This is a genomic window from Nesterenkonia maliinae, assembly GCF_051262655.1.
Lineage (GTDB): Bacteria > Actinomycetota > Actinomycetes > Actinomycetales > Micrococcaceae > Nesterenkonia.
Genome location: NZ_JBIMEY010000004.1, coordinates 162,276 through 188,230, shown reverse-complemented (window position 1 = coordinate 188,230; position 25,955 = coordinate 162,276). Strand labels below are relative to the sequence as shown.

Below are 25,955 nucleotides of genomic sequence, written 5' to 3'. Positions count from 1 at the left end.
CTGCGGAGACGGAGCGTGCGGCGGTGCGCGCTGGAGCTTGGAGCTGCGGGGAGATGGGTCAGCCCACCAGACCCGATTCGACGATGATCTCCACGGAGGTCTCCAGGTCTTCGAGCTGGTTCAGGTCGATGTCGGGGGCGTCGAGCTCCTCGAGGCTCGGCATGCCCTCGGGACCGTCGACACCCTCGATCATCGGGTACTCGGCGGTCTCTTCAGCGAAGTAGGTCTGACCCTCGCTGCTGAGCATGAACTCCGCCAGAGCGGCGGTGGCCTCGTTCTCGGAGTTCAGCACGCCGATGCCGGCCACGTTGACCAGGGATCCGACGTCGCCGTTGCTGAAGAGATGGTTCGCCACGTTCAGCTCGGAGGGCTCCTCGCCGAGCTCGTTGGCGCGGCTGTAGAGGTAGTAGTGGTTCACCAGGCCCATGTCGATCACGCCGTCGGCGACGTCGGTGACGATCTCCCCGTTGCCCTCACGGATCTGCGGGTCGTTCGCGGCGAGGTCGTCGAGGAAGGTCTGAGTCTCTTCCTCGCCCTGGACCTCGCGGTGCGCGGTGACGAAGGACTGGAAGGACGCGTTGGTGGGGGCGACGCCGACACGTCCGGCGTACTCGGACTGGGTCAGCTCATCCACACTCTCGGGCAGGTCAGCCTCATCGACGGTGTCGGTGTTGTAGATCAGGGTGCGGACACGTCCGGAGAGGCCCACCCACTGGTCCTCGGCGTCGCGGTAGGCCTCAGGCACCTGCTCGAGGAGCTCGGCGTCGAGCTCAGCGAAGAGGCCCTCCTCGGCCACGGCTCCGAGTGCTCCGGCGTCCTGGGCGAGGAAGACGTCGGCCGGTGAGCCCTCTCCCTCTTCCAGCAGCTGGGCGGCCAGCTCGGCGGTGTCGCCGTACCGGACATCGACCTCGATGCCGGTCTCCTCAGAGAAGGTGTCGATCAGCGGCTGGATCAGCTCTTCATTGCGACCTGAGTAGAGCACCAGGCTCTGCGCCTCGGCGGTGGTCTCCTCGCCGTTCGACTCCGGCTCGGTGGTGTCGCCGCAGGAGGTCGCGGTCAGCGCGACGATCGCGCCCAGAGTGACCGCCAGGGAAGTTCTGCGCATAGGTGATGTTCCTTCTTCTTGCATCGGAGGCCCGCCGATGCGGGGCCTGACTGATCTGATCCAAGGCTACCCTAAGATACGTAAGGCCGGTGTGCCTTAATTGAATAAGGCTCTATGTGTAGCGGCGGTCCCCGGGCGAACATCGCGGAAGATCACCTGCCGGCCGTGGCACAGGCGAAGTCAGCGCGAAGCTCAGGCAGTGACCTATTCAGCGCCGTGCAGGCGAGGTGGGCTGATCAGCCCGAGCCCTGATCCGGCGCAGTCGCAGTCCGACCCAGAGGTAGAAGAGGCCTCCTGCGATCAGCAATGGCCCGAGCGCCTGGCTGGTGTGGAGCCAGCCGTCGCCCGGCTCCGTGAAGAACCGCCAGGTGGCCATCGCTCCGTTGAAGAGAAATACCGCACTGATGCAGACGCAGAAGGTCACGCTCAGCTTCTCGAAGTCGCCCAGCAACCACCTGGACCATCGGGGCCATGGCTGAACGGCCTCCGCGTCTTCGTTCGTCCGGACTGAATCCGTCACATCATTCACCTCTTGTTCCACCCTAGGGACAGATCAACTGCCCTCGTCAAGGGCTGTTCAGCAGAAACCGGCACAATGGGACGGGTGATCCCTCTCTTCCTCGACTGTGACCCGGGCATCGACGATGCGCTCGCGCTGGGCTGGCTGTTCTGCCAGGACGACGTCGAGATCACCGGCATCGCTGCCAGCGGCGGCAACGTCTCCACCGCCCAGGTGCTGGCGAACACCCTGGGTTGGCTGCAGCTGGCCGGACGCACCAACCTCAGCGTCCACGCCGGAGCAGAGCACCCGCTGGCCGGGGTGTCCGAATACGCCGCAGAGACCCACGGGGACACCGGGGCCGGTTATGCCCAGCTGCCCTCTGGCGATTTCACCGCCGATGAGCTTCCCGCTGCGCAGGCCTGGGTGCGGGCCGCCCATGCCCATCCGGGTGAGCTGATCGGCGTGCTCACCGGACCGGCCACCAACCTCGCCCTGGCGCTGCAGCTGGAGCCTCGGCTTCCGACGCTGCTGAAGCGGCTCTTCATCATGGGCGGGGCCTTCAACTATCGGGGCAACACCCGGCCCACCACCGAGTGGAACGTCAGCTATGACCCCGAAGCCACCAAGTCCGTGCTTGATGCCTTCGGGGAATCGAGCCACCTGCCGGTGATCGGACCCATCGAGGCCACGGAGGCGGTGGCGCTGACTCCGGAGCGGCTGCAGCAGATCCTTGATCGCCCCCGCGCGGAGCCGTGGTCGGCGTGGCTGGCCCAGCTCGCGGAGGCGCTGCGGTTCTACTTCGAGTTCCACGCGGCCGACGGCCACGGCTATCTCGCCCATGTCCACGACCCCTATGTCACCGCCGCCGCCGTGGTCTGGGCGCGCCAACAGATCCGGGATCCCGACGAAAGCTCCTCCCCGGCGGAAGCCCCTGAGCGGGATTCGTCTGTGCGAGCGGCAGACGGGATAATTCCCTGGGCGCTCACGACCGAGAAGGCGGCGGTCGACGTCGAACTCATCGGCACGCTGACCCGTGGCGAGACCGTGGCCGACTGGCTCGGCCGCTGGGACCGCGCACCCAATGCGGAGATCATCCGAAGCCTGGACGCCGAAGCGTTCCTGGATCACCTGACCATCACCCTGAGAAGAGGACCACAACATCATGGCTCACACTGACCCGCACTCTGGGCAGGGGTCCGTCACTGCGGCGGATCCCGGAGAAACCCCGAAGACCCGAACTGAAACCCGCACCTCACCAGCGCCTGGGAGAGACCGCGCCGGCAACTACGTCCGGCCCGCTCCCCCGCTGTGGTCCATCCTGGCGCTCACCGCCGGGGCCGCCGTCATTCTCGGCACCTACCTCTGGGTGTTGACCTCCCAGCCCGCCACCCTCGGCGCTGACCTGGGCAACACCACGCTCGGGGTGATGGTCGGATACCTGCTCGGCGCCGTGCTCATCGCCGCCGGCACGCTCCCGCGGATCCCGCGCAGCGTGCTCGCCCTGATGCCGGTGATGATCGCGCTGAACATCGCCACCGGACAGATCGTGGGCACCATGACCGCGATCCCGCTGTACCTGGACTCCCTGGGCACCGTGATCATCGGTGTCGTCGCCGGCCCCGCCGCCGGCGCGCTCACCGGAATCCTCACCAACGTCATCTGGGGCGTGACGATCAACCCGACCGTCATCGCCTTCACCGCCGGCTCCGCCTTCATCGGTGCCGCCGCCGGCTGGGTCGCCCGGATCGGCGGCTTCCGCCGCATCTGGTGGGCCGTCATCGCCGGCGCCGTGGCCGGGATCCCCACCGGTCTGATCGCCACCCCCGTGGCCGCCTTCATCTACGGCGGTGGACTCGGCGTGGGCACCGGCAGCATCGTGGCCGCCCTGCAGGGCGCCGGCGCATCCATGCTCGGCGCCGCAACCATCCAGGGGCTGGGAAGCGACATCGCCGACAAGGCCATCATCTTCGCGCTGGCCTTCCTGGTGCTTGCCGCGCTGCCGAACCGGCTGCGCAGCCGATTCCCCTTCACCGAGCACTCCCGGGTGAAGCGTCGGAACCGGAAACCCGCGGAACCTGCGCATGCGGCTGCACCCAGCCACTGAGCTGGTCCTGCTCGGCTGCGCGCTGCTGCTCGTCTACGGAGTCCCCTCCCCGCTGATCCCGGCCGCCGTGCTTCTGAGCACGGTGGTCGGGGCGGCGGTCTCCCCACGAGTACGCTTCCGCAGCTGGGCACTGACCCTGGTGGTGCTCGCCGGACCCATGCTGGTCATGGTCGGGATCATCCAGGGACTCTTCTATCCCGGGGAGCAGGCCCAGGTCCTCGCCGAGTTCGGGCCCGCCGCGGTCACCGTGGAAGGCCTCGCGCTGGCGATCCAGCTCTGGCTCCGGGTCGCCGCGATGGTGGCGGTGTGCGCGCTGTTCGCGTTCGGCTCCGATCCCTCCCGGGCCTTCGACGGCCTGTTGACCCTGCGTCTGCCGCTGTCCCTGGCCTATGTGTGCGCCGCCGCGATGACCCTGATCCCGCTGGCCCAGCACCGAATCCGGGCAGCCCTGGCCGCCCGCTCCGCCCGCGGCTGGGACACCGACCGGCTGGGCGTCCGGCTGCGACTGCTCACCGGGGTGCTCACCGGCCTGCTGGTCACCGCCATCACTCAGCTGGATCAGCGCCATGACGCCCTGACCCAGCGCGGGTTCGGCCTGACGCCGCACCCCACCCCGGCCCGGTTCTATCCCGCAGGTGCCGGTGAGTCCGTGCTGCGCTGGGGCGCCGTCCTCGGCTCATGTCTTCTCGTGGGCGCCTCGCTGGCCGGGCTGCTCCCGCTGCCCACTGCCACCGACCTGCTCGGAGTCCACGATGCCTGATCACGCGCCGTCGCCTGAGCCTCGCCCGACAGCACCGCCGCCGGTCCTGCTGCGCCTGGCCGACTTCAGCTTCCAGTACCGCGGCGCCGAAACACTTGCCCTGGACGACGTTGACCTGGTGTTGCACAGCGGAGAGGCGGTCGCAGTGCTCGGTCCGCAGGGCGCTGGAACCTCCACCCTGGCCCGCGCAGCCGCCGGGCTGCTGGGCGAACACGGACACAGCAGCGGGGTGCGTGAGCTGCCCGACCACGACGGCCCCGGTCACGACAGTGATCCGGGCACCGGTCACATCCACCACGGCGTTGGAATGCTCGGCGATGACCCGGAGGCCCAGATCACCGGCTTAACCCGGACCGTCCGGGACGAGGCCGCACTGCCCGGCCGACTCTCCGGGCTGCCGCTCACCGATTGTCTGGAGCGCGCCGCGGCCAGCCTGCAGGCGCTGGGCATCGCCGGTCTGGCCGAGCGCCCGCTCGCCACGCTCTCCGGCGGGGAACGCCAGCTCACCGCTCTGGCCGGGCTGCTCACCCTGCGCCCGGGCGTGCTGGTGCTGGATCAGCCCTCCCAGGCGCTTGACGCCAGCGCACGACGGCGCCTGGCCCGGTCCCTGCGCGCGTTCCGCGACGCCGGGGGTGCGGTGCTGCTCACCGGACATCAGCACGACGACCTCACCGCTGCCTGTGGCCAGGTCTTGTTCCTCGACCAGGGCCAGCCGGCCGCTGCTGCGGGGACCGGTGAGCTGCCAGCGGAGGAGGACGTCCCGGAAGAGTCTGATCAGGTCCACGTGGATGAGGTGCAGCCGGACCTGATGCCGTGGGGTGAGCTTCAGCTGGATGACGCGCAGCTCGATCGGCACGGGATCTGGGATGCCCGGCGCGCACCGGCCCGGCAAGACGAGCACCCCGCCGGCCTCCCGCACCGCGACCGAGAGACGCAGCTGAGCGTGCGGAAGCTCTCCGTGCAGCGGGGGACCACTCGAGTGCTGGAGAACCTCACGCTCGACCTGCATGCCGGCGAGGTCACCGTGCTGCTCGGCGCCAACGGGTCGGGGAAGTCCACGCTGCTCAGCGCATTGGCGGGGCTTCTCCCCGCGGAACCTGGGGCCCGGATCACGGGGCCCGGTGGGGCGGAGCTCGCCGCGGCGCCCGCACATCGCCGGGCCAGCCACATCGCGTGGGTGGGGCAGGATCCCGGGGATCAGCTCTCCGCCTCGACGGTGCGGGCGGAGCTGATCCGTGCAGTCCCGCTGAGCCCAGGGGGACGTCGGCTGCGCCGGGAGGATCGTGCGCGCGCGCTGGCGCATCGAGAGCACCAGGTGCAGGAGGTGATGGAGATCGCCGGTCTCAGCGCGGAGGCCGAGGAACATCCCTATGACCTGGTGCCCGCGCAGCGCAAGGACTGCGTGATCGCCACGGCGCTGCTGCTGAAACCCTCCGTGCTGCTGCTCGATGAACCGACGCTGGGCCGCGATGCTGCGGGTATGGACCGGCTGAGCACCCTGGTCCGCGGGTTCACCTCCGCCGGGGGTGCGGTGCTCGTGGCCACCCACGATCAGCGCTGGGCCGCGGAGATCAGCGATCATCAGCTGCGCCTGGGCGGACAGCGGCCCTAGAGCGGCAGCGAGCTTCGAGCGGCAGTCAGCCTAGAGCGGCAGCGACTCCCAGGTGTCCACCATTGCAGGCACCACCGAGGCCACGAGCAGACCGGCCATGACCAGGTTGAAGATCAGCATGTGCTTGGGCTGGGAAATGATCCGGCCCGCGCCCACCCCGAGCAGGGTCCACGCGATGGTGAAGGGGGCTCCGAAGCTGCAGGCCACGAGCGCGATCACGGCGACCTCGAGCATGAAGGAGTCCCAGAAGCCGGTGAAGGTGCTCAGCGCGGCCACCGAGAGGGTCCAGGCCTTGGGGTTCACGAACTGGAACAGCGCCATCTGCACGAACCCCGGCGGCTTGGCACCAGGCTTCGGAGTGAGCGTGGTGGGGCCGGTGGCGATCTTGTAGGCGAGCCAGAGCAGGTAGAGGATCCCGATGGGGCGCAGGATGTCGAGGATCACCGGCCACTGCTCCAGCGCCTGGCCCAGCCCGATCCCGACCAGCAGGACCATCGACGGGAAGCCGACGTTGACTCCCAGGATGGCCGGCAGCGTCCGCTTGAAGCCGTAGGCGGCTCCGGAGGCCATCACGATGGTGTTGTTCGGCCCCGGGGTGCCGGCGCCGGCCACCACGAAGAACATCAGAGAGAGAATTGCCACTGGACGAGACTACTCTGCTGGCACGACGGCGCTCTGTGCGAGCGCGATGATCTCCTCGGTGACCCGTTCGCGCAGCCGAGGGTCCAGCCGCTCGGTGGAGAGCGCCTCGTAGAACCACAGTCCGTCGGCGGCGAGCCGCGCGATGAAGCGCTGGACCGCGGCGGCCTCCGCGGCGTCGTCGTCGGGTGCCTGGGTGTCTTGGTCGTCCGAGCGTTCCGGAACTGGAGGGGGCTGCGGGGCCCACCGGGCGAAGATCTCATCCCAGGCGGCGTTGGCCACCGGGTCTTCGGAGGCCTCGAGCATCAGCAGCAGCTCCGCGCGCTCGGGGTTCTGCGAGAGCCGCACGAAGGCCCGGAAGCGTTCGTCGCGACTGAGCTGCTGAGCGGTGCCGCCGGCCTGGGCCTCCAGCGCCAGCTCCCAGTTCTCCGCCACGTGCCGGTGCAGCCCGAGCAGCAGCTCCTCTCGGGACGGGAAGTGATAGAGCAGGCCGCCCTTGGTCATCCCGGCCTCGGCCGCGACTGATTCGTAGGTCAGCGTGGTCACGCCTTCGCGCTGGACCACGCGGGTGGCCGCGTCGAGGATCTCGCGGCGTTTGGAGGGTCGCACAGTGAAGGAACTCCGCTCAGTGGTTCTCAGTGATGCTCAGTGGTTTTCGGGGTAGGCCTGGGACTCGGTGCCCGGGGTGTAGCGGCGCAGCATCCAGGAGGACGCGACGGCGGCGAGCACCATCACCACGGCGACGCCGATCAGCACGCCCAGGTACGCGACGTCGAAGGCCTCTGCGGCGGCGGCCATCGCGGGGGCGTCCCCGGATTCGAGCACCGCGGCCGGGGCCTGGCCGGCGTACTGCTCGGCGCCGGCGGGGAGCACCAGCACCCGGGTGTAGACGAAGGTGAGCAGGCTGCCCAGCATCGCCACCCCGACCAGTCCGCCAAACTCGTAGGAGACCTCCTCGATGGAGGCGGCCATGCCGGCGCGGCGCGGCGGGACGTTGCCCATGATCGCGGTGGAGGCCACCGACATGGAGGCGCCCAGGCCGGCGCCGAGGACGCCGAAGCTGATCACCAGCAGCACCAGCGAGTCATCCATGACGGCGTAGATCGAGCCCAGCGCGCCGACTGCGGCAAGTGCCATGCCGCCACCGATCAGGGTGAGCAGCCCGGCGCGGTGCAGGATCGCGCCGCCGAAGAGTGCGAAGGGCAGCGAGCCGAGCGCCAGGGCGGAGACGATCAGTCCGGCGTCGAGCGGGGAGAAGCCCTCGACCAGCTGGAAGCGCTGGGTGGTGCCCAGCTGGACCCCGACGATGGCGAAGATGCTGGCACCGGCGGCGATCACGCCGCCGCTGAAGCCGCGGTTGCGGAAGATGGTGAAGTCCACCAGCGGTTCGGCGGTGCGGGTGAGCCGGATCTGGCGCCGGGCGAAGAAGGTGAGCATGACGGTGGCGACCAGGACGGAGATGACGAAGCGCACCCAGTCCACGGGGGTCTCCGCGATGGTCTTGATCGCCAGCACGGCGGCGGTCAGTCCGATCATCACCTGCGCGGAGGACAGCCAGTCCCAGTGCCGACCCGGGTTCGCGATGTTCGCCGGTCCGACCACGAGCATCAGCGCCAGGGCGGCGGCCACGATCGGGACGTTGACCAGGAACACCGACCCCCACCAGAAGAACTCCAGCAGCACGCCCGAGACGATCGGGCCCAGCGCCATGCCCACGGTGGCCACGGCGGCCCAGATCGCGATGGCCATGTTGCGCTCGCGCTCCACGGCGAAGGTCAGCCGGATCAGCGCCAGCGTGGCGGGCATCATCGCGGCGGCGCCCACGGCGAGCAGCGCGCGGGAGGCGATGAGCATCTCGGAGCTGCCGGAGAAGGCGGCCAGGATCGAGGCCACGCCGAAGATGCCCAGGCCCACCTGGAAGATCCGCTTGTGCCCGAACCGGTCCCCCAGTGCGCCGGAGCCGGGCAGCAGTCCGGCGATCACCAGCGGGTAGGCATTGATGATCCACAGCTGCTGGGAGGAGGAGGCGCCGAGCTCCGCGGTGAGCGTGGGCAGGGCGGTGTAGAGGATCGTGTTGTCCAGGGCGATCAGGAACAGCGCCGAGGAGACGATGGCGAGCATGGTCCAGCGCTGCCACGCGCTGAGGGCGTGTCGCTGATCAGCGTGCACGGAAGGAAGGGTCATCACCCGAGTAACTATACTATACGTCCGGTATAGTTACTGGTGAGCTTGCTCACCCAGCAGAGTGTGCAGCGTCTGCAGCGCCGGAGTGATCCGGGTGCGCCAGCGCCAGTCCGCCTTGGCGTCGGCGCGGGAGGGTCCACCATTGATGACGCCGATCTGGCGGTTCGACTGGTGCATGGTCAGCGCGATCTTGAATCCGCTCATCACTGCCATGGAGCTGCCCACCACCAGCAGGGCGGAGGATGCGGCGACGAGCGTCTCGACCGCGGCCTTGCGCTCGGCGGGAACCGATTCGCCGAAGTAGACCACGTCGGGCTTGAGCTTCTCCGAGCCGCAGACCAGGCAGGTGACCATGTGGAACTTCTCGATCCAGGACTGGTCCAGGGTGACGTCGCCGTCGGGGTTGACGTTCTCCGCGGCAGCGAAGGCCGCCTCCGCATATCCAGGGTTGGCCTCCTGCAGTCGAGCGTCCAGGGAAGACCGGTTCTCCTGATTGCCGCAGTTGAGGCAGATCACAGAGTCCATGTCGCCGTGCAGGTGGATCACCGGGTCTGCCCCGGCGGCGCGGTGGAGCCCGTCGACGTTCTGCGTGATCAGGCCGCTGAGCAGGCCGGATGACTGCCAGTCGGCGAGCAGCCGGTGGGCCTCGTTGGGCTCGGCCCGGTGCATCTGGCGCCAGCCGACGAAGCCGCGGGCCCAGTACCGACGGCGCGAGGCGGCGTCGTGCTGGAACTCCTGATAGGTCATCGGTCGGTGCCGATGCAGGGAGCCCTGAGGTCCGCGATAGTCCGGGATGCCGGAGTCGGTGGAGACGCCGGCGCCGGTGACCACGAGGACGTCGCCTCGCTGGAGCATCGCGCGGATGCCTTCACGCGCGATCTCCTCGGACTGAGGCTCGGCGGTGTCCTCGACCACGCGGGCTATGGAGCGGAGAGCTGCCTTATGGGCGTTCTCGACGGGCTTGGTGAAGGCCGACTGGGTGGGCTCTTCCACGGGTCAGCGCCCGTACTTATCCTCGTACGGGTCAAAGCCGCTGCTGCGCTCTTCGGTGTCCGGGCGCATTGAGCGGCTGGACGACTCTCGTTCACCACGGGTTTTGGCGAGCTCTCTCTCGAGAGCAGTCAGGTCGGTGTCCGGAGTGTAGTACTTGATCTCCCGAGCCTGCTTCGTAGCTTTCGCCTTCTGACGGCCACGCCCCATAAGCGAGACCCCCTCTGTCTTCTCGTGTCCCTTTGCGATGCCGGGCAGGGGCTATCGTGGGATTAGCTGTATATGAAGTAGTTCGTGATCCCTAGGTTAACATGACTGGCGCTGCGTCGTCGCCCGATCGATGCTCAGGGTCAGCACGATCACACGTTTCACGGATCTTCGCAACAGGTCAGTCACCTGGTACAACGCCGCGGGGGCGCAGTATGTTCCGCACCATCAACCCGGGCTCCAGGCAGGGCTGGACCTGTCTGGGCAGGCGGTGGAGAATTCGGATTATGACTGACGCACCGCCCCTTCCGGAGTCCCACCTGCCCGAGCTGCGCTGGTGCTCGGCCTCTCTGGAGGGGCTCGGCGCGATCGTGGTCATCTACTCCCCCGAAGACGACACCATCCGGGCCGCCTCGCTGGCCCAGGCCGCCGGAGACGAGCCGGAGGTCGCCGCGATCGGGCGGGTCCTGGAGCAGCTGATGGATCAGCTGGAGGTCCTGGCGCCGACCACCGCGGCCCGCGAGATGAAGCCGCTGCCGGCAGGTCGAGGCACGGTGCCCGAGGCGGTGGCCGCCTACGCCGACGGCAATCACACGGCGCTGGACGAGCTGACCGTGGTGCAGCCAGGCTCCGCGTACCGCCAGGAGGTCTGGGCGGCGATGCGTGAGATCCCCGCTGGGGAGACGGTCTCCTACGCGGAGCTCGCCCAGATGGCCGGCCGCCCGCTGGCGCACCGGGCCGCGGCCAGCGCCTGCGCGAACAACCTGGTGGCCTTCGCGGTGCCGTGCCACCGCGTGATCCGCTCGGACGGCGGGCTGGGCGGCTACGGCTTCGGCGGGATCGAGACGAAGCGCGCATTGCTGGCGCGCGAGGGCCTCCTCCTGAACCGCTGACCCTCCTGGGACTCACCCTTCCTGGGTGGTTGCAGATTCCGGTCGTGACGTTCCGACCAGAATCTGCAACTGACCCGGAGGATCGAAGTGGGTTCTGGCCCTTGAGTGGTGACACTCTGCTGATCGCTGGTGCAGACTCAGCCCTTTCGGCATTGGAGGATGCATGAGCAGGGAACTGGTGTGGACCGGGTTCATGACGCTTGACGGGGTCGTTGACTCCCCCGGCGACAGCAGCGAGGGGCACCGTAGCGGCGGGTGGGTGCTGGGCACAGAGTTCCTGCCGGAGGCGTTCGCACTCAAGGGCGAGGAGCTTCAAGAGACGACAGCCCTGATGTTCGGCCGGCGCAGCTATGAGGCCTTCGCTCCGATCTGGGCCGAATCCGAGGATCACGCGGCGTACAGGGACCTGCCGAAGTACGTGGCCTCGACGAGCCTGAGCGAGGACGCCCTGGTCGAGAACTGGGGGCCGATCACCCTGCTGCGCTCCACGAAGGACATAGCCGCGCTCAAGGACGACGGCGGCGGCGCGATCTTCATTCACGGCAGTGCCGAACTGGCGCGGAATCTGATGGACGCCGGCCTGATCGACCGATTCAACCTGCTGATCTTCCCGGTCCTGCTGGGGACCAGGAAGCGGCTCTTCCCAATGGAGGACCGCGACGCGACGAGGCTGACCCTGCGCGAGTCGGCCCACTATGCCAACGGGGTCCTCAAGGCCGTCTACGACATCCAGCGCTGACCCCGGGACGAAGCCCGCCCACCCTTCCTGGGTGGTTGCGTTCTCCGGCGGTTACGTTCCGACCGGAGAACTCAACTGCCTGGGAACAGACGGGGGTGAGGGCTTCTTGGTAACGGTCAGACCGTGCACGGACTCCCCTTCCAGAGAGAGCTCCTGCCGGTCCACGAGGACGGTGTCGCCGTCCTCGACCTCGCCGGAGAGCAGGGCGCGCGCCAGCTGGTCGCCGATCTCGCGCTGCACCAGCCGACGCAGCGGCCGGGCGCCGTAGGCGGGGTCGTAGCCGGTGAAGGCCAGCCAGTCCCGGGCGGCCTCGGTGACCTCCAGGGTCAGGCGGCGCGCCGCCATGCGCTCCTGGAGCAGCCCGATCTGCAGCTCCACGATCCCGCTGAGCTGCTCCATGCTGAGCGGATCGAACATCACGATGTCGTCGAGCCGGTTGAGGAACTCGGGCTTGAAGGAGGCGTGGACCACGTCCATGACCCGCTGGTGCTTGAACGTGGTCTCCAGGGTCTGATCCACGAGGAACTGCGAGCCCATGTTGGAGGTCAGGATCAGCACCGTATTGCGGAAGTCCACAGTGCGACCCTGCCCATCGGTGAGCCGGCCGTCGTCGAGGACCTGGAGCAGGATGTCGAAGACCTCCGGGTGGGCCTTCTCCACCTCGTCGAGCAGCACCACAGAATAGGGACGACGCCGGACCGCTTCAGTGAGCTGTCCGCCCTGGTCGAAGCCCACATACCCCGGGGGTGCCCCGACGAGACGGGCCACGGAGTGCTTCTCCGAGTACTCGGACATGTCGATCCGGATCATGGAGCGCTCGTCGTCGAAGAGGAACTCTGCGAGCGCCTTGGCCAGCTCGGTCTTGCCCACGCCGGTGGGGCCCAGGAAGAGGAAGGAGCCGGTGGGCCGGTCCGGGTCGGAGACTCCGGTACGGGCGCGGCGGACCGCGTCGGAGACCGCGCCGACGGCCTTGGTCTGTCCGATCAGGCGGGAGCCGATGAGCTCCTCCATCTGGAGCAGCTTCGCAGTCTCGCCCTGGAGCAGCCGCCCGGCGGGGATTCCGGTCCAGGCGGAGATCACTCCGGCGATCCCATCGGCGTCGACCTCATCGGCGACCATCTTCTTCTCCGGTGCCGGAGTGGAGGCATCCTCCTCCTCCGCCGCGGCCAGGTCCTTCTCCACCTGCGGGATCTCTCCGTAGAGCAGTCGGGAGGCCTCGGCGAGGTCACCGTCGCGCTGGGCGCGCTCGGCGGAGGACTTCAGCTCGTCGAGCTTCACGCGCAGCTCACCGGCGCGGTTGAGCTCGCCCTTCTCGGCCTCCCAGCGGGCGGTCAGCTCGGCGAGCTCCTCCTTGCGGTCGGCGAGGTCCTCGCGCAGGGTGATGAGCCGTTCGGCGGACCCGGCGTCGGACTCGTTCTGCAGCGCCAGCTCCTCCATGGTCATCCGGTCCACCACGCGGCGCAGCTCGTCGATCTCCACCGGGGCGGAGTCGATCTCCATGCGCAGCCTCGAGGCGGCTTCATCGATGAGGTCGATGGCCTTGTCCGGGAGCTGACGACCGCTGATGTAGCGGTCGGAGAGCGTCACCGCGGCGACCAGCGCGTTATCGGCGATGCCCACCTTGTGGTGCGCCTCGTAGCGCTCCTTGATCCCGCGCAGGATCGCGATCGCATCCGGCACCGAGGGCTCGCCGACGTAGACCTGCTGGAACCGGCGCTCCAGAGCGGCGTCGGCCTCGATGTTCTCGCGGTACTCATCCAGGGTGGTCGCCCCGATCAGGCGCAGCTCACCGCGGGCGAGCATCGGCTTGAGCATGTTGGACGCGTCCATGGAACCCTGGGAGGCGCCGGCGCCGACCACGGTGTGGATCTCGTCGATGAAAGTCACGATCCGACCCTCGGCGGCCTTGATCTCTTCGAGCACGGCCTTCAAGCGCTCCTCGAACTCCCCGCGGTACTTCGCGCCGGCGATCATCGCGCCGAGGTCGAGGGAGATCAGCGTCTTCTCACGCAGGGATTCGGGGACGTCACCGGCGACCATGCGCTGGGCCAGGCCTTCGACGACGGCGGTCTTGCCGACCCCGGGCTCACCGATCAGGACCGGGTTGTTCTTGGTGCGGCGGGAGAGCACCTGGACGACGCGCCGGATCTCGGAGTCGCGTCCGATGACCGGGTCGAGCTTGCCCGAGCGGGCGATCTCGGTCATGTCCGTGCCGTACTTCTCCAGCGCCTGGAAGGTGTTCTCCGGGTCCGGGGTGGTGACTTTGCGATCCCCGCGGAGCCCGGGCAGCTCAGCCTTGAGCGCCTGCAGGGTTGCGCCGGCATCGGCGAGCGCGCGGCCGACCGGGCCGCCGTCGGTGGCGGCGCCGATGAGCAGGTGCTCGGTTGAGACGAAGTCGTCGCCGAAGTCCTCGGCCTGGGCCTGGGCGGCCTTGATGACGTTGAGACCGGCGGGGGAGAACTGCGGAGCCGCGACGGAGTCCCCGCGGGTGGCGGGCAGGGACTTGATGATGGCGGAGGCACGGGTGCTCACGGCATCGGGATCAGCCCCGGCCGCCTTGAGCAGCGCGACGGCCATGGATTCGCGCTGATCCATCAGCGCCTTGAGGATGTGCGCTGGCTCCACCTGTGGATTGCTCGCGGTATTGGCGTTCATTGCGGCCGCGGAGACGACCTCCTGCGATTTGGTCGTGAGTTTGACGTCCATGTCTGCCCCTCCCAGTGCGTGGTGACGCCGATTGCACGATGGCGTCGAATAAACTTGAGCCCATCCTACTCAACTTTGGGGTGGGCGGAAGTATTCCGCAAGCACCTCCTGAAGTCCACGCAGCAGCTGTAGGATCCCGTCCAAGCTGGCCATTTCTCAATAAGTTGGCCACCGCGTGTCAGATCTCTCAGAAACCTGTCATACCGGCACACTAGAGGTGTGGGCGGACACGATGTGACCCTCCGATATTGCACAGTCGCCGGTGACGAAGTCGAGACGACTTGGGAACAGGCACGCGCCGACCTGATCGTTGACGGTCTTCCGTTCCGAATCCCACCCAGCTATGCGAGACAACGTAGCTATCCAGGCCTCTTCTGGGCATCAACGAATCGTCGCTCGCTGGTGTACGAGAGCCTCCTCGAGCTCGACCGTCTGTGGTTAGCCGACTTCGACCCCAAAGTCGCACATTTCGCAACACAGCCTTTCTGGATCAGCGGCTCTGATGGCGCCATACTCCGCAAGCACGTTCCTGACCTTCTCCTCGTCCACTCCGATCAAACGGTAACGCTGGTAGACGTCAAACCCAGATCTCTTCTAGACGATCCCAAAGTCGAAGCCCAGCTCAGCTGGACACGCGAGCTCTGTCGACGCAAAGGGTGGAACTACGAAGTCTTCAGCGGCGGGGACCCCACAATCCTGAGAAACCTCAAAGTGTTGGCCATAGGCCGGCGGCCTGAACGACTACCGGAATTCCAAGACCTGAGCGATCTCGTGACTGCGGGACTTGGTGCAGGCCAACTGACTCTCGATGAGATCCACGCACTCAAGCCTGGGTCTTGTGATCCCAATGCTTGGCAGGTAGCACTCGCCGCATGCGTATGGACGAGCCTCGTGGTCGCCGAACTGCGGCAACCGATCAACGGCCAGACCCTGTTCCGACTCGCGACTGGAGCGCACCATGGAATCTGACAGCCTAAATGTCTCGGTAGGCTCCCGCCTGTGGCACGACGGTGCAGTATGGACCGTCGCCGAACTCGAAGGCACCGTAGTCGTTCTTCACAGCAGGAACCAGTTCAAGCGTGTTCATGGTCCGTCATTAGTCGGCCGAGCACAAGCTTTGGACGATCTCCCTCCAGAGGACAACCCCCACTCAGAGCTCGACGCGGTGGTCCTCGCCGGACTAGACGCAGAGCAAAGACGTCGAGTTGAGAGAGAGGCTGAGGTCTATGAGCGCATCGTTCTGACACAAAATGCCTTGGGACTCGAAGCTCGATATGGCAAAGCCGCAGCGAGTCTCGATATCTCACCCCGATCTGCACGCCGGCGGGCGGTCCGATACGCCGAGCGTGGTCTCGCCGGTCTCGTCGATGCGCGCCTCATCCAACCGGCAAGAAGGTCCTTTACGAAGGAATGGGAACAGACTTGCCTTGAGGTCCTTGCATCATTCACTGACCTATCGAATCCGACTCGACAGGCGGTCATTCAAAAAACGAACGCGGTCTACCTGGAACGCAACCCGGGCGGCAGAGTGCCGTCTAGATCAGTGGCATACACACGTCTGCAGGAACTGGATCGGGGCCGGTACACATTCGGGGCGGCGAAACACAGACGGTCCGTGGCTGCGCGTCCGCAGGGGGCGATGGGGCGACTCCGCGCAGATCGTCCTGGGCAGTACGTTGTTTTGGACACCACGAAATTGGACGTTTTCGCTCGGGAACCAATCACCGGTAAGTGGCTCAACACTGAACTCACTGTGGCGATGGACCTATACTCTCGGTGCGTTATGGGATTGGTGCTACGTCCAGTCTCAACCACGGCACAGGACGTATCCTCGGTGCTGTATCAAGTCGTCACGCCGCAGCACTGGGGCCCACCCCCAGATGCCAATCCTCCGCCCTATCGTGACGTACCGGAAGTCCTCCATGCTCAATCAACGGGCGCGCTACCTGACACGATTGTGGTCGACCACGGCAAGGTCTACCTTTCTGCCAGGACCAAGGCTGTGTGTCACCGCCTTGGAATCAATATTCAACCGGCGATCCCCCACAAGCCAACGGACAAACCTACTATCGAACGGTTTTTCCGCACCCTACGACAACAGCTTCTCGAACATCTCCCCGCTTACAAGGGACCAGATGTGTCTTCGCGAGGCAAAAATGTAGAGGACACAGCCTTCTACTACGTGTCCGAACTCCAGACCATCATCCGTGACTGGATAGGCATTTACCACCAAACAGCGCATAGAGGCCTCTGCGACCCAGTCCTTCCAGACGTCGATCTGTCACCCATGGAGATGTTCACCCGAGGCATGACAGCCGCCGGAGTACTGAGGCTTCCAGCGCGCCAAGACCTTCGCATGGAATTCCTGGATGTTGCGTGGCGCACAATCCAGCATTACGGCGTTGAGATCGATCAACGTCGCTATGACGGTCCCGCCTTGAACCCTTACCGAGGTACCAAATCCGCGCACACGGGCGCGCATCCTGGACTATGGCCCATCATGATCGATCGCGACGACGTGAGATCAGTTTTCTTTCAGGACCCAGACAGCCAGACCTGGCACACGTTGGAGTGGGAACACGCCCCCGGTCTTAATGCCCCGTTCTCAGCTGCCGCGGCCGCGTACACCCGGCGAGAGAGCCTGGTGGAGCACCGACACATTAACGCGGGGGAGGCGACTGACGATCTTCTCAAGCGTCACAGTAAAAGCGCCACCGCAGAAAGGCGCAAACGTGAACTGGCACGCCTGCTGGCGACCCAGCCAGACACTGACACCGCTCCAAGTCAAGCCACCGCCGATCAACCACACGCGGACAGCGTAATCGACATGTTTGCGCACCTAGACCGACGCCGCGAACAGTCGGCAGTAGAAGACGATCTCGATGATGTCTTTTCCAAGTACGTCGCTGAGAATCCCGAAGGAACTACGGAGGTGTTCGACCCATGAGGAACGAATTCTCACGCTGGCTGGTCGACAACGGTGCTAGAGACTTCAACATGGCGTCAAAAGCTGGGTGGTTCGATTTCTGCAAGTCAGGACCTCGACCGGCACCGCCTGTTGTCACGGCGGAGAGTTATGCACAGCTCAGCAATGAGGAACGACAGGATTTCAATTCGGTCCGAGCTGTCTGGAACGCCAATCCGCCTCCGATGAGAACCGCCCAGCTCTCTCACGCGTTCGACATCTTGGACCAAGTCATGGCCTCGAACCACCGCGACAGCAACCGTCTACGAGGTTCAGCCGTCATCGATGCCGCCCCCGCTTTGGGAAAAACGACGATCGCCACTCACTACGCCCGCAACTTTCACCTTGACAATCTCGAGGAGTACGGCAGGGAGACGGCTGACGGTAGCCAGAGAATCCCAGTCGCCTTCATACCGCTGGGATCTGCAGTCACGTTGAAGAGCCTCAACCAAAAAATTCTCAGCTTCTACGGTCACCCCGGTGTCTACAAGGCAACCACATCGCGATTGGCTGACCTGGCCGTCGACTGTGTTCGCACCTGTCAGACCCGGCTCATCGTGATCGATGACCTCCACTTCGTCGACTTTCGGCGCCAACGAGGGCAAGAAGTCAGCAACCATCTCAAAGGGCTCGCCAATGAGATGCCTGCGACGTTCCTCTACGTCGGAGTAAACCTCAGATCCAAACGATTCTTTGACGAGGGGCTGCTGGGTGAAGACGCCGCCTACGCTCAGACCTCCCGTCGTGCCACGCGAGTTCCAGTGTCTCCGTTCACCAACTTGACGACCGACGGGATGAGAGCCTGGTGTGACCTCCTGGAGGCCTTAGAGAACCACATTCTTCTGCTCAAGAAGAAGCCACACATGTTGGTACAACTCGCCAAAGAGCTATTCATGAGGACACAAGGCAACATCGGCTCACTGACATTCTTGCTGGATCACGCGAGTTACCTGGCCATCCACTCAGGCGTCGAAAACATCGATGCCGAAGTTCTAGCCGCCGCGAAAGCAGACAATGCCGCCGAAACCAGCCGCCGGAAGACCTGAGCGGCCCAGCGCCGGTCGCCCACGAACGCGTGAGAGTCCGGGCGGTCCTGACGTTGACGCGTGGCCCTTCAAGGTCACTCTGCGACCGGGAGAAACGCTCATCGGTTGGTGGGTGCGACTGGCCCACCGGTACGGGGTTACACCCGGAGGGTTATTCCGGGAGTTCTCTCTGGGGAGCAACCCTCACTCACCCAGTGGTGTAGACGACATGCTCAGCTCTTCGCGACAAGCACTTAGCCGCATGACAGGAGTCAGTGACGACGAAAGACGCGCAGCGGCGGACTACCGTCGAAGGGTCCAGAGCATCCAGGGCCAAGTGCTCCTGCCGTTTGCCGGCCAGCGTCGCCTGGCCCCCCTGGCCGGCACCAGGTTCTGTCCGCTGTGCCTGAAGGAACAACAGATATGGCGACCTGAGTGGAGCGACCCTCTTCGTGTGACATGTCTCCACCACAATGCGGTACTCATAGACCACTGCCCGTCTTGCGGAAAGCGGCCCTTCAGTTCAGCAGCCTGGATTGGCGACGGCCGCGCTCCCACCGTATGCAGAGAGCACCGCGAGAAGACTAACCCCCGACCAAATCGACATCGACGACGCTGCAACACCGACCTCGCGAAGCTACTGCCTACTCCAGCATCCCCTGAACTCATACGTGCGGCCCAGATCATCGAGAACTCGAACACCGACGGAACACTGGTGCGCGAATACGCCGGTCTGCCAGCCAGCCCTCTTGAGGCCGCCAGATCCCTCACCCTGCTGACATTGGAAGCGCTGGACGTACGCAAGGGCGGTCAGATCGCGCCAAGCTCTCATATGATCGCCGAGGCGTTGCAAAAGGCAGTGGCTGTACTCGATGCGCCGTCCCTCATCGCCGCTGGCAGGATGTCAGACGTCCATGGCCTTCTCCCAGTCACTGGGCGGATGGCCCCGATCGGACCTGCAGCAACTATTAGATCCCTCCCCTTGGACCCGATCTTGCACGCCATCAGGCTGCAGAGTCTCCATGCCCACCTCCCTCCGACCTCTCAGCTTGCATTCCAGATCGGATCCGACTGGCCACGAGCTCCGCTTGCTCTCCGACACCCCCACACACCGGCGCCTACTTACTGTCCCACTTGGGAAACCCCGCCCGCTGCGTTTTCAGCGATCCCCCAACTTTGGTGGCCCGCGGCTGTGCCCGGCTTTGACCTCTCAAACGACGAACGAGCGCAGTTTGCGATCAGCATCGCCGGAGCGTGCGTAGGCCGCAACATCACCGTCGCTTCCGCAGCCAAACGCCTCGGCGCACCCAAAGCGTCGTCAGCGCGCATCACGAGCAGCTGGAAGCGCCTCGCCGGACTGAACGGCTGGCCTGCTCTGCGAGGAACCATTCTGACATTGGCTGACCAACTGGTCCAAGCACCGCCTCCAATCGACTATGAATCGCGGCGAGAAAAATTCGCCACCAACACGGCTTTCCGAGCTCTGATGTCTCGCGGCAAGGTTCACCCCGGAGTTCACCCTCCCGAGCGGCTGTGGCTCTGGTGTCATTTCACGAGTGGGGGAGCCCAATGGAGCCCCGCCCAGTGGGGGGCGCTGCGGATGCCCGATGTGACGCCCCAACTCCCACGCGCATCAGTTATTGAGAAAACGGCGCGGGCAGTTCGAAAGCATCCCGATGAACCCGACCAGTGGGAGCCTCCATGAAGGGACGTGTCAGGAACGCCATTCAGGACTCTGCGCACGACGATCTCAGTCGAATCCAGAGTCCTCGATGAGCAACTCAAGTACGGGGAAACAGCAGCCGCCCTCGTTCTCGCACCAGGGGCTCAGCACGATGACCGTTGGGAAGACTTCATGACTCGCAACTGGGAGAAGAACCAAAGGGCTGGCCCTGTAGCTGATTACCGGGTTTTGGGCGAACCACCACCATTCTGAGTCAGCAACGACCTGGAAGGGCTCCGGCACATCCCCTGGCCCTTTCGTGGTGAGGCCCACTTCTGTGCCGAAGTTGCCCTTATCCGTGGACGGCAGGTGCACGGCGGGGCTTATTGCCACCGCTGGTCTCGACGTGGACGAGGAGGAAGGCCTGGAGTGGTACTGGCCGCCGCCGGCGCCGATCAACTACCGCGGACACCCCGAACGGGTCTCACCAGCCGCGAGGGTCCGGCCGCTGATGACCTTCCCGCGCCCGGCCCCTTGGATCGTGCCGTCCAGGATCACCGGTGCTGGCGGCTCACGGAGGGTGGACTACGGCGGAGCTCTCGCCCAGGAGCCCGGGCTCTCGGGGCAGTCGCTCGACGAGGCATCGCTGCTGGCTGACCTTGAACGTATCTAGTGGTGGCCAATGATCGTCGCCGGAGGCGCAGCAGCTCCGGGCGGAGCGAGTCCTGAGTGCCGCCACCGCTTGGACGCGGAACAATCACTACCTCGGGACCACAACCACCGCGCCTTACGGCAGCCGCACGGACGAGACCAGGACGCTCCGGGGACTTCCGCGTGACCAGCGCCCGCTCGGGAACCTCGATGCGCGGTACCTGCTCATCGACGCCGAGGAGTGGGCTTCAGCTGTGCGCACCGCTCGGCCCGCGGGGCTGGGTGACCTGGAAGGGCTCATAGTTCAGCAAGGTCAGCTGCTGCCTTGGCCATGAAATCCGGATCACCGGTGTGCACCGCCGGGGTGTCACGGCCGAAGCGCGGAGACGGCGTCGCGGCCCACAGCGTGAAGGACCTACCTGTGATGTCCTCGTCCTCCATGATCCTCGCCATGGTCGAGACCCAATCCCACGGTTTTCGATGCACCGGGTCGATCTGGAAGGCGGGGTAGTAGGTCTCCTCATCGTGCCTGACTGCGATCAGGCGCCCGTCGCGCGCTGCCTCTGAGGGCCAGCTGCGGTTCCTATCGGCGTACTCCGCCATCTCATCCGCGGTGAGCAGTCGAGTCTGCGGGTCTTGGTTCAGACGATCCAGTGTCTTCCGAGCCGAGGCCATGGCGGCGTCCTTGGGGCTCATTTCCACCATGTCCCGCACCTTCCATTGCGACCGGACAATCCAGTCAATAAATTCTAGTCCTCAATCGGCACGCTCACGAGGTCTGCTCGTCGCTGCTGAGGCATGGGCTACGAACCCGCGATCACGCAGAAGTCCCTTGAGACCGTCGTTCTCACCGAAGAGGTAGGCACGAGCCAGGAGATCGCTGAACCTCTCGCTGAGCTCAACCCCGTCCACCACGCCTAGAGGCACGGTGAGCATCACTCCGCTGCTCTCCTGGAGCAGCAGCGCGTTGGCCGCGAAGATCGCAGTGCGCTTATTGCCGTCCTCGAACGGCTGGGCCTTGGCGATCGCACCGAACAGGCTCAGCGCCTGCTCCCGCACCGACCCTGACTCCAGTGCACGGGTGATGAGGCCCTGCAGCTCAGCGTCTCCGATGGCCGGCGGCGCGTGGATCCCGTAGTGGGTGCTCACGCCGATGCGCTGGTCTTCGCGCCGGAGCTGTCCCGGATGTAGGGGGCCACTGCGCGTGATGGAGGCGTTCAGATCGCACACGAACTCAGTGTCGAGGCCTACCCCTGCGTTGGTGTGGTCGAGGGTCCGCTGGGCAATATCCCGGAGATCTTCCAGCAGCACGAGATCCGCCGGTGACCCTACGAACCCCGAGCTTCCTGCCTGGAGGAACTCCTCGGTGGCCGCACTGGTCGCGGACAGGTCGTCGAAGACCCTGCCTGCGGAATAGATGACCGGGTTGAGCTCGGCAACGGTCAGGCTCTGATCTTGGTGTGGGTCCACACCCTCATACTCTCGACCATTCGCGGCGCGGTCCCGATCGCTGCCTGCCACCCGGATCATCCGGAGAAGCGGTCCTCGATCATTGCCGTCGCCACTGTCATCACTTCCCGGGTGTGCAGCAGACGGATCGCCGTGAGCGGTGTGGTGTCCCCTAGCCAGGGGTTCGCCCCGAGGAACCAGAGGCGGGCTAGGTCTTCCTCCTCGACCTCGGAGACCGTGCGCCAAGCACGGTGGGCCAAACGCAGCCGCTCCTGTTCCTCTGGGGTGGGTGTAGATCCGTCGACGCTTACCCATTGGAGGGGGATGCGTGTGTCCTGGTTTCCCGCGAGGGTCGCGACGAGTGTGGGGCCCAGGGCGTTCTTGAGCTGGCGCGCTAGCTCGCGGATATTCTGCAGCTCCGCGCTCTCGGTGGTCGTCATGAGGCCATTCTCCCCTGCGAGGTGCCTGGCGTGTAGCTCTCAGCACCGGCGTCAGAGGGTTCCACCGGAACCGGGTATCAGCGATAATTAGGGGCATGCCATCAGCAGATCAGAAGTCCCCCGAAGAGCCCGCCGAACCGAGCCTCGCTTGGCAAGCCTTCGACTTCATGCGCCGTGACATCATCAAGTGCCGTTCAGAGATGGAGCGAAACGACATCCTCGGTCTTGCCACAGAACCCGACGTACGTCGCACCGCCTCTATGAAGATCCCGACCTACACCGAGATGATGGAAGCGGCCGCTATACCGGATGACCCGGCGCCCCGCACCCCGAACCCTGCCGGCGTTCGGGCGCTGCTGCAGCACATCAGAACCCTCAATCTCCCCAACAACCCCTACTGAGCTCCCGAATTGGGGCCAGTGACCGTCCGAGGAAAAGCCCTGGGCGCAGCGATTGTCGGGATCTGCGCGGGGTGGCGGCACCCCTCGCATCCCCCTCGCGCGGCGGACGACAGCCTGTCACGACAACCCGCAGACGGCTACGGTGAATGGAGCGAGAGAATTCATAGTTCCCACGCACGTCCAAAAGGGAGGCTTCCATGCCGATCGAAATGGGTGTGTGGCGCCTCGATGGCGCCACTCCGCGGCGACTGCCCGCGGGTCGCCTGCCCACCGAGGCCGAACTCGAGAACTTCCTGGGATAGGACTCCTCGTTGCTGGGCCAGCAGCTGCTGGTCATCGGACGACAAGTCCGGACCCCACACGGCAAATGGATTGATCTCCTCGCCATGAACTACGAAGGCAACCTCCACGTCCTGGAACTCAAACGCGACCGCACGCCGCGGGAAGTTGTCGCCCAGATCCTCGACTACGGCTCCTGGATCTCCACGCTGGACCGAGACTCCGTCATCGAGATCGCCAACACACACTTCGCCGCGACACGGGCCGATCCCGAGTTCGAGCAGGCGTTCACGGAGATATTCGAGGCCCCCGCACCGGATGAGCTGAACGAGGAGACCACGATGACGATCGTGGCCACAAGCCTCGACGACAGTTCAGAGCGCATCGTCACCTACCTGCGCGAGTTCGGCGTCCCTATCAATGCTGTCTTTTTCTCCTATTTGGAAGATGAGGAACGGCGCTACTTGGCACGGTCCTGGATGGCATCCGAAGCATCGTCTTCCGCGCCGATATCGACTCGCCGGGCGAGTAAGCGCGCCGAGTGGAACGGCCGGGATTGGTTCGTCACCTTTGGTGACGGGGACCACCGGGACTGGGAGGACGCCCGACGGTATGGATTCGCTTCCGCTGGCGGGGGCGAATGGTACTCACGGACGCTGCGCAGCCTCCCGGTAGGCGCCAGAATCTTTGTGCACATCCCCAAGCACGGGTACGTCGGAGTCGGCGTGACGATAGGGGAAGCTATAGCTTTCGCAGAGGCTGAAGTCGAGTCCGATGGGCAGCGGGTCCTTCTCTGCCAGCAGCCTCTTGCGGCGGATTACGAGCACAGTGATCAGAAGCCGTCTTTGGACGCGGATCTTGCTGAATACGTGGTGCCAGTTCAATGGGAGACCACGGTTTCCAAGTCGGAGGCGTATTGGGTGAAGGGCATGTTCGCGAATCAGAACAGTGCTGGGAAACTGCGCCAGGAATTCACGCTAGAGAGACTCTTGAGCCATTTCGGAATCGAAGACGAATAAGCTCTAGGACTAGGACCGTCGAGACTCCGGGTGGCACCCTGTGCCGCGAAGCCAAAGCGATGGGGCGAGGTGTGGAGATGCACCATTCGCGGAACCCGAAGGCATGGCGCCACCGTATATCCAGCTCCCCGGCGAGAATGGCGAGAACTACATACGGTTGGCAGGTAACCTGAGCATCGCCCAAGCCAGCAGTGCGAGGCCGCTCCCGAGCGAAAAGGGCCCAATCTTGACTGTCAATGGGGCCCCGAGGCTCTCGCGGAGCGCACCCGAGACGTAGAGAACATTCTCACCCATTGGTCGGCTGATCGTCGGAGTCTTTGGCTCAAGAACTTCGACGGCCACCGCGTGCGCGTTGATGCGCCTGGCACGTGATGGTCTCAGTGATCTGGTCGGGCTGCCGGGCTCACGCACAATCGCGCGACGTCAAGTTTCGGCGCGGAAGACCATCTGTCACCAGTCCCTGCCGCAGACCCTCGGGGACTACACTTGGCTCACAAGATGAACCTCGAGGGAGGTGGAGCATGGCTGGATCAGGGGAACATTTCAAAGCGCTCGTACGAAGCCATGCAAGTGGCAACGATGAGGCTTTCTACTCAGTAGCGCTTCAAGTTGCTGCACAGGCAGCTCGTCGGGGCCACCACAATCTTGCCACTGACTTGAAGACGGCGGTAGAAAGCTCGCGCGCCGGTAGCCCTGCCAAAGTGACTTCAATCGCACAACCCCGAGGTGAGCTCTCGGAACTGGTCGTCGCGTCACACCCAACGGTGAGCCTTAAGGAACTTGTTGCGCCGGGACACCTCGGGGAACAAATTAAGCGCGTCTTGACGGAGCAGCGCCAGAGTAAGCGTCTGCTCGACCATGGATTTGAACCGGTTCATCGCCTGCTCTTGGAAGGCCCCCCAGGTACCGGTAAGACTATGACAGCCTCGGTCCTGGCTCACGAACTCTCCCTCCCACTCCTGACAATCCGCCTCGACAGCATCATGAGCAAGTTCATGGGTGAAACCGCCAGCAAAATCCGCCAGGTTTTCGAAGCAGCAGAGATCCAGCGCGGTATATACCTTTTTGACGAATTTGACGCCCTCGGCGGTGACCGTACGGGGAATGATGTGGGTGAAGCCCGTAGAATATTGAACTCATTCTTAGTGTTCTTGGAAAACAGCTCCAGCGAGAGCATCATTGTGGCGGCCACTAACCATCGTTCAATTCTTGACAAGGCTTTATTTAGACGTTTTGACATGGTGCTCGATTACGATCTTCCCGATCCGAAGCAGGCTGCTGCTGTCATGCGGGGTCGGCTTGGGTCTATCGCCAAGGGCGTACGGTGGTCTGCCTTGAGCGAGTTCGTTGATGGCCTCTCCCACGCCGATTTAGTTCGGGCAGCTGAAGATGCAGCCAAAACCGCCATACTGACAGGCAACTCCAGCGTAGGAACGGACGAACTCCGCTCGGCCCTCCAATCTCGACGGACCGCAAGCATTGGATAGTCCGGATCGACATCGTAGTCATTTATTCTTAAAGGGCCGGTCACACTACAAGGATTTCCACCGGGCTGGCAGATCTAGCTCGAAGACGAGACCGATAGAGGATCGGGCGAGTCACGGAGTTGCGCGCCGCGGGGA

The 25,955-nt window shown here is 65.1% G+C and carries 25 protein-coding genes; 14 read left to right on the top strand and 11 right to left on the bottom strand.

From position 1 onward, the window contains the following. Positions 1-58: 58 nt before the first annotated feature. Together ACHAA4_RS09720 and ACHAA4_RS09715 are read right to left on the bottom strand one after the other, a co-directional pair. Complete coding sequence (locus ACHAA4_RS09720) at positions 59-1,105, bottom strand: iron ABC transporter substrate-binding protein (RefSeq protein ID WP_435773976.1); 1,047 nt, start codon at positions 1,103-1,105, stop codon at positions 59-61. A 208-nt stretch (positions 1,106-1,313) separates the two neighbouring features. Further along, entirely contained in the window at positions 1,314-1,625 is a 312-nt protein-coding gene (locus tag ACHAA4_RS09715; protein ID WP_435773975.1) for a hypothetical protein, read from the bottom strand. A 75-nt stretch (positions 1,626-1,700) separates the two neighbouring features. Here ACHAA4_RS09715 and ACHAA4_RS09710 point away from each other — a divergent pair, with 75 nt between their 5' ends. From ACHAA4_RS09710 to ACHAA4_RS09695, 4 genes are read left to right on the top strand one after another with little or no spacing between them, the layout of a single operon-like run. After that, on the top strand, positions 1,701-2,783 hold the full coding sequence (locus ACHAA4_RS09710; RefSeq protein ID WP_435773974.1) for a nucleoside hydrolase: 1,083 nt from the start codon (positions 1,701-1,703) through the stop codon (positions 2,781-2,783). After that, a complete protein-coding gene (locus tag ACHAA4_RS09705) occupies positions 2,770-3,711 on the top strand; it encodes a histidine kinase (RefSeq protein WP_435773973.1) in 942 nt (313 codons plus the stop codon). Before ACHAA4_RS09710 ends, ACHAA4_RS09705 begins: the two co-directional genes overlap by 14 nt. After that, positions 3,689-4,471, top strand: a complete 783-nt coding sequence (locus ACHAA4_RS09700) for a CbiQ family ECF transporter T component (RefSeq protein WP_435773972.1) — start codon at positions 3,689-3,691, stop codon at positions 4,469-4,471. The genes ACHAA4_RS09705 and ACHAA4_RS09700 overlap by 23 nt, the downstream gene beginning before the upstream one ends. Further along, entirely contained in the window at positions 4,464-6,083 is a 1,620-nt protein-coding gene (locus ACHAA4_RS09695) for an ATP-binding cassette domain-containing protein (RefSeq protein WP_435773971.1), read from the top strand. The genes ACHAA4_RS09700 and ACHAA4_RS09695 overlap by 8 nt, the downstream gene beginning before the upstream one ends. A 30-nt stretch (positions 6,084-6,113) precedes the next feature. On the opposite strand, the gene ACHAA4_RS09690 is transcribed toward ACHAA4_RS09695, so the two are convergent. From ACHAA4_RS09690 to ACHAA4_RS09670, 5 genes are read right to left on the bottom strand one after another with little or no spacing between them, the layout of a single operon-like run. Continuing rightward, complete coding sequence (locus ACHAA4_RS09690) at positions 6,114-6,725, bottom strand: LysE family translocator (RefSeq protein WP_435773970.1); 612 nt, start codon at positions 6,723-6,725, stop codon at positions 6,114-6,116. 9 nt (positions 6,726-6,734) lie between these two features. Continuing rightward, positions 6,735-7,331: a TetR/AcrR family transcriptional regulator gene (locus ACHAA4_RS09685; protein WP_435773969.1), complete on the bottom strand. Its 597-nt coding sequence runs from the start codon at positions 7,329-7,331 to the stop codon at positions 6,735-6,737. Positions 7,332-7,367: 36 nt separating this feature from the next. Next, positions 7,368-8,906, bottom strand: coding sequence for an MFS transporter (locus ACHAA4_RS09680; protein WP_435773968.1), 1,539 nt, complete (start codon positions 8,904-8,906; stop codon positions 7,368-7,370). Positions 8,907-8,939: 33 nt separating this feature from the next. Further along, entirely contained in the window at positions 8,940-9,899 is a 960-nt protein-coding gene (locus ACHAA4_RS09675; RefSeq protein ID WP_435773967.1) for a Sir2 family NAD-dependent protein deacetylase, read from the bottom strand. A 3-nt stretch (positions 9,900-9,902) separates the two neighbouring features. Then, positions 9,903-10,106 (bottom strand): DUF3073 domain-containing protein, encoded by a 204-nt coding sequence (locus ACHAA4_RS09670; protein ID WP_435773966.1) that lies wholly within the window; start codon positions 10,104-10,106, stop codon positions 9,903-9,905. Between the two features lie 284 nt (positions 10,107-10,390). Here ACHAA4_RS09670 and ACHAA4_RS09665 point away from each other — a divergent pair, with 284 nt between their 5' ends. Together ACHAA4_RS09665 and ACHAA4_RS09660 are read left to right on the top strand one after the other, a co-directional pair. Beyond that, positions 10,391-10,996 (top strand): methylated-DNA--[protein]-cysteine S-methyltransferase, encoded by a 606-nt coding sequence (locus tag ACHAA4_RS09665; protein WP_435773965.1) that lies wholly within the window; start codon positions 10,391-10,393, stop codon positions 10,994-10,996. 163 nt (positions 10,997-11,159) lie between these two features. Beyond that, positions 11,160-11,735, top strand: a complete 576-nt coding sequence (locus ACHAA4_RS09660) for a dihydrofolate reductase family protein (RefSeq protein WP_435773964.1) — start codon at positions 11,160-11,162, stop codon at positions 11,733-11,735. Between the two features lie 51 nt (positions 11,736-11,786). On the opposite strand, the gene clpB is transcribed toward ACHAA4_RS09660, so the two are convergent. Further along, positions 11,787-14,441 (bottom strand): ATP-dependent chaperone ClpB, encoded by a 2,655-nt coding sequence (clpB, locus tag ACHAA4_RS09655; protein ID WP_435773963.1) that lies wholly within the window; start codon positions 14,439-14,441, stop codon positions 11,787-11,789. A gap of 219 nt (positions 14,442-14,660) precedes the next feature. On the opposite strand from clpB, the gene ACHAA4_RS09650 reads away from it, so the two are divergent. The 5 genes from ACHAA4_RS09650 (at position 14,661) to ACHAA4_RS09630 (ending at position 20,767) form a co-directional block, all read left to right on the top strand. Further along, positions 14,661-15,410 (top strand): TnsA-like heteromeric transposase endonuclease subunit, encoded by a 750-nt coding sequence (locus tag ACHAA4_RS09650; protein ID WP_435773962.1) that lies wholly within the window; start codon positions 14,661-14,663, stop codon positions 15,408-15,410. A gap of 670 nt (positions 15,411-16,080) precedes the next feature. Next, positions 16,081-17,388: a TnsB C-terminal domain-containing protein gene (locus ACHAA4_RS09645; RefSeq protein WP_494337970.1), complete on the top strand. Its 1,308-nt coding sequence runs from the start codon at positions 16,081-16,083 to the stop codon at positions 17,386-17,388. Continuing rightward, a complete protein-coding gene (locus ACHAA4_RS09640; protein ID WP_435773960.1) occupies positions 17,385-18,452 on the top strand; it encodes a TniB family NTP-binding protein in 1,068 nt (355 codons plus the stop codon). The genes ACHAA4_RS09645 and ACHAA4_RS09640 overlap by 4 nt, the downstream gene beginning before the upstream one ends. Beyond that, positions 18,421-20,136, top strand: coding sequence for a TniQ family protein (locus ACHAA4_RS09635; protein WP_435773959.1), 1,716 nt, complete (start codon positions 18,421-18,423; stop codon positions 20,134-20,136). Before ACHAA4_RS09640 ends, ACHAA4_RS09635 begins: the two co-directional genes overlap by 32 nt. Before the next feature lie 316 nt (positions 20,137-20,452). Then, the gene (locus tag ACHAA4_RS09630) at positions 20,453-20,767 is read left to right on the top strand and encodes a hypothetical protein (RefSeq protein ID WP_435773958.1); all 315 of its coding nucleotides are present in this window, start codon (positions 20,453-20,455) and stop codon (positions 20,765-20,767) included. Positions 20,768-21,042: 275 nt separating this feature from the next. Here the strand turns inward: ACHAA4_RS09630 and ACHAA4_RS09625 are convergent, their stop codons facing one another. The 3 genes from ACHAA4_RS09625 to ACHAA4_RS09615 are packed head-to-tail and all read right to left on the bottom strand — an operon-like array spanning position 21,043 to position 22,634. After that, a complete protein-coding gene (locus tag ACHAA4_RS09625; RefSeq protein WP_435773957.1) occupies positions 21,043-21,450 on the bottom strand; it encodes a hypothetical protein in 408 nt (135 codons plus the stop codon). A 51-nt stretch (positions 21,451-21,501) separates the two neighbouring features. Next, positions 21,502-22,215 (bottom strand): Fic family protein, encoded by a 714-nt coding sequence (locus ACHAA4_RS09620; protein WP_435773956.1) that lies wholly within the window; start codon positions 22,213-22,215, stop codon positions 21,502-21,504. A gap of 56 nt (positions 22,216-22,271) precedes the next feature. Next, entirely contained in the window at positions 22,272-22,634 is a 363-nt protein-coding gene (locus ACHAA4_RS09615) for a hypothetical protein (RefSeq protein WP_435773955.1), read from the bottom strand. A gap of 95 nt (positions 22,635-22,729) precedes the next feature. On the opposite strand from ACHAA4_RS09615, the gene ACHAA4_RS09610 reads away from it, so the two are divergent. The 3 genes from ACHAA4_RS09610 to ACHAA4_RS09600 all read left to right on the top strand — a co-directional run bounded on the left by ACHAA4_RS09610 (position 22,730) and on the right by ACHAA4_RS09600 (position 25,820). After that, on the top strand, positions 22,730-23,035 hold the full coding sequence (locus ACHAA4_RS09610) for a hypothetical protein (RefSeq protein ID WP_435773954.1): 306 nt from the start codon (positions 22,730-22,732) through the stop codon (positions 23,033-23,035). Positions 23,036-23,346: 311 nt separating this feature from the next. Further along, on the top strand, positions 23,347-24,333 hold the full coding sequence (locus ACHAA4_RS09605; RefSeq protein ID WP_435773953.1) for a DUF8606 domain-containing protein: 987 nt from the start codon (positions 23,347-23,349) through the stop codon (positions 24,331-24,333). A gap of 521 nt (positions 24,334-24,854) precedes the next feature. Further along, positions 24,855-25,820, top strand: a complete 966-nt coding sequence (locus tag ACHAA4_RS09600) for an AAA family ATPase (protein WP_435773952.1) — start codon at positions 24,855-24,857, stop codon at positions 25,818-25,820. Positions 25,821-25,955: the final 135 nt, after the last annotated feature.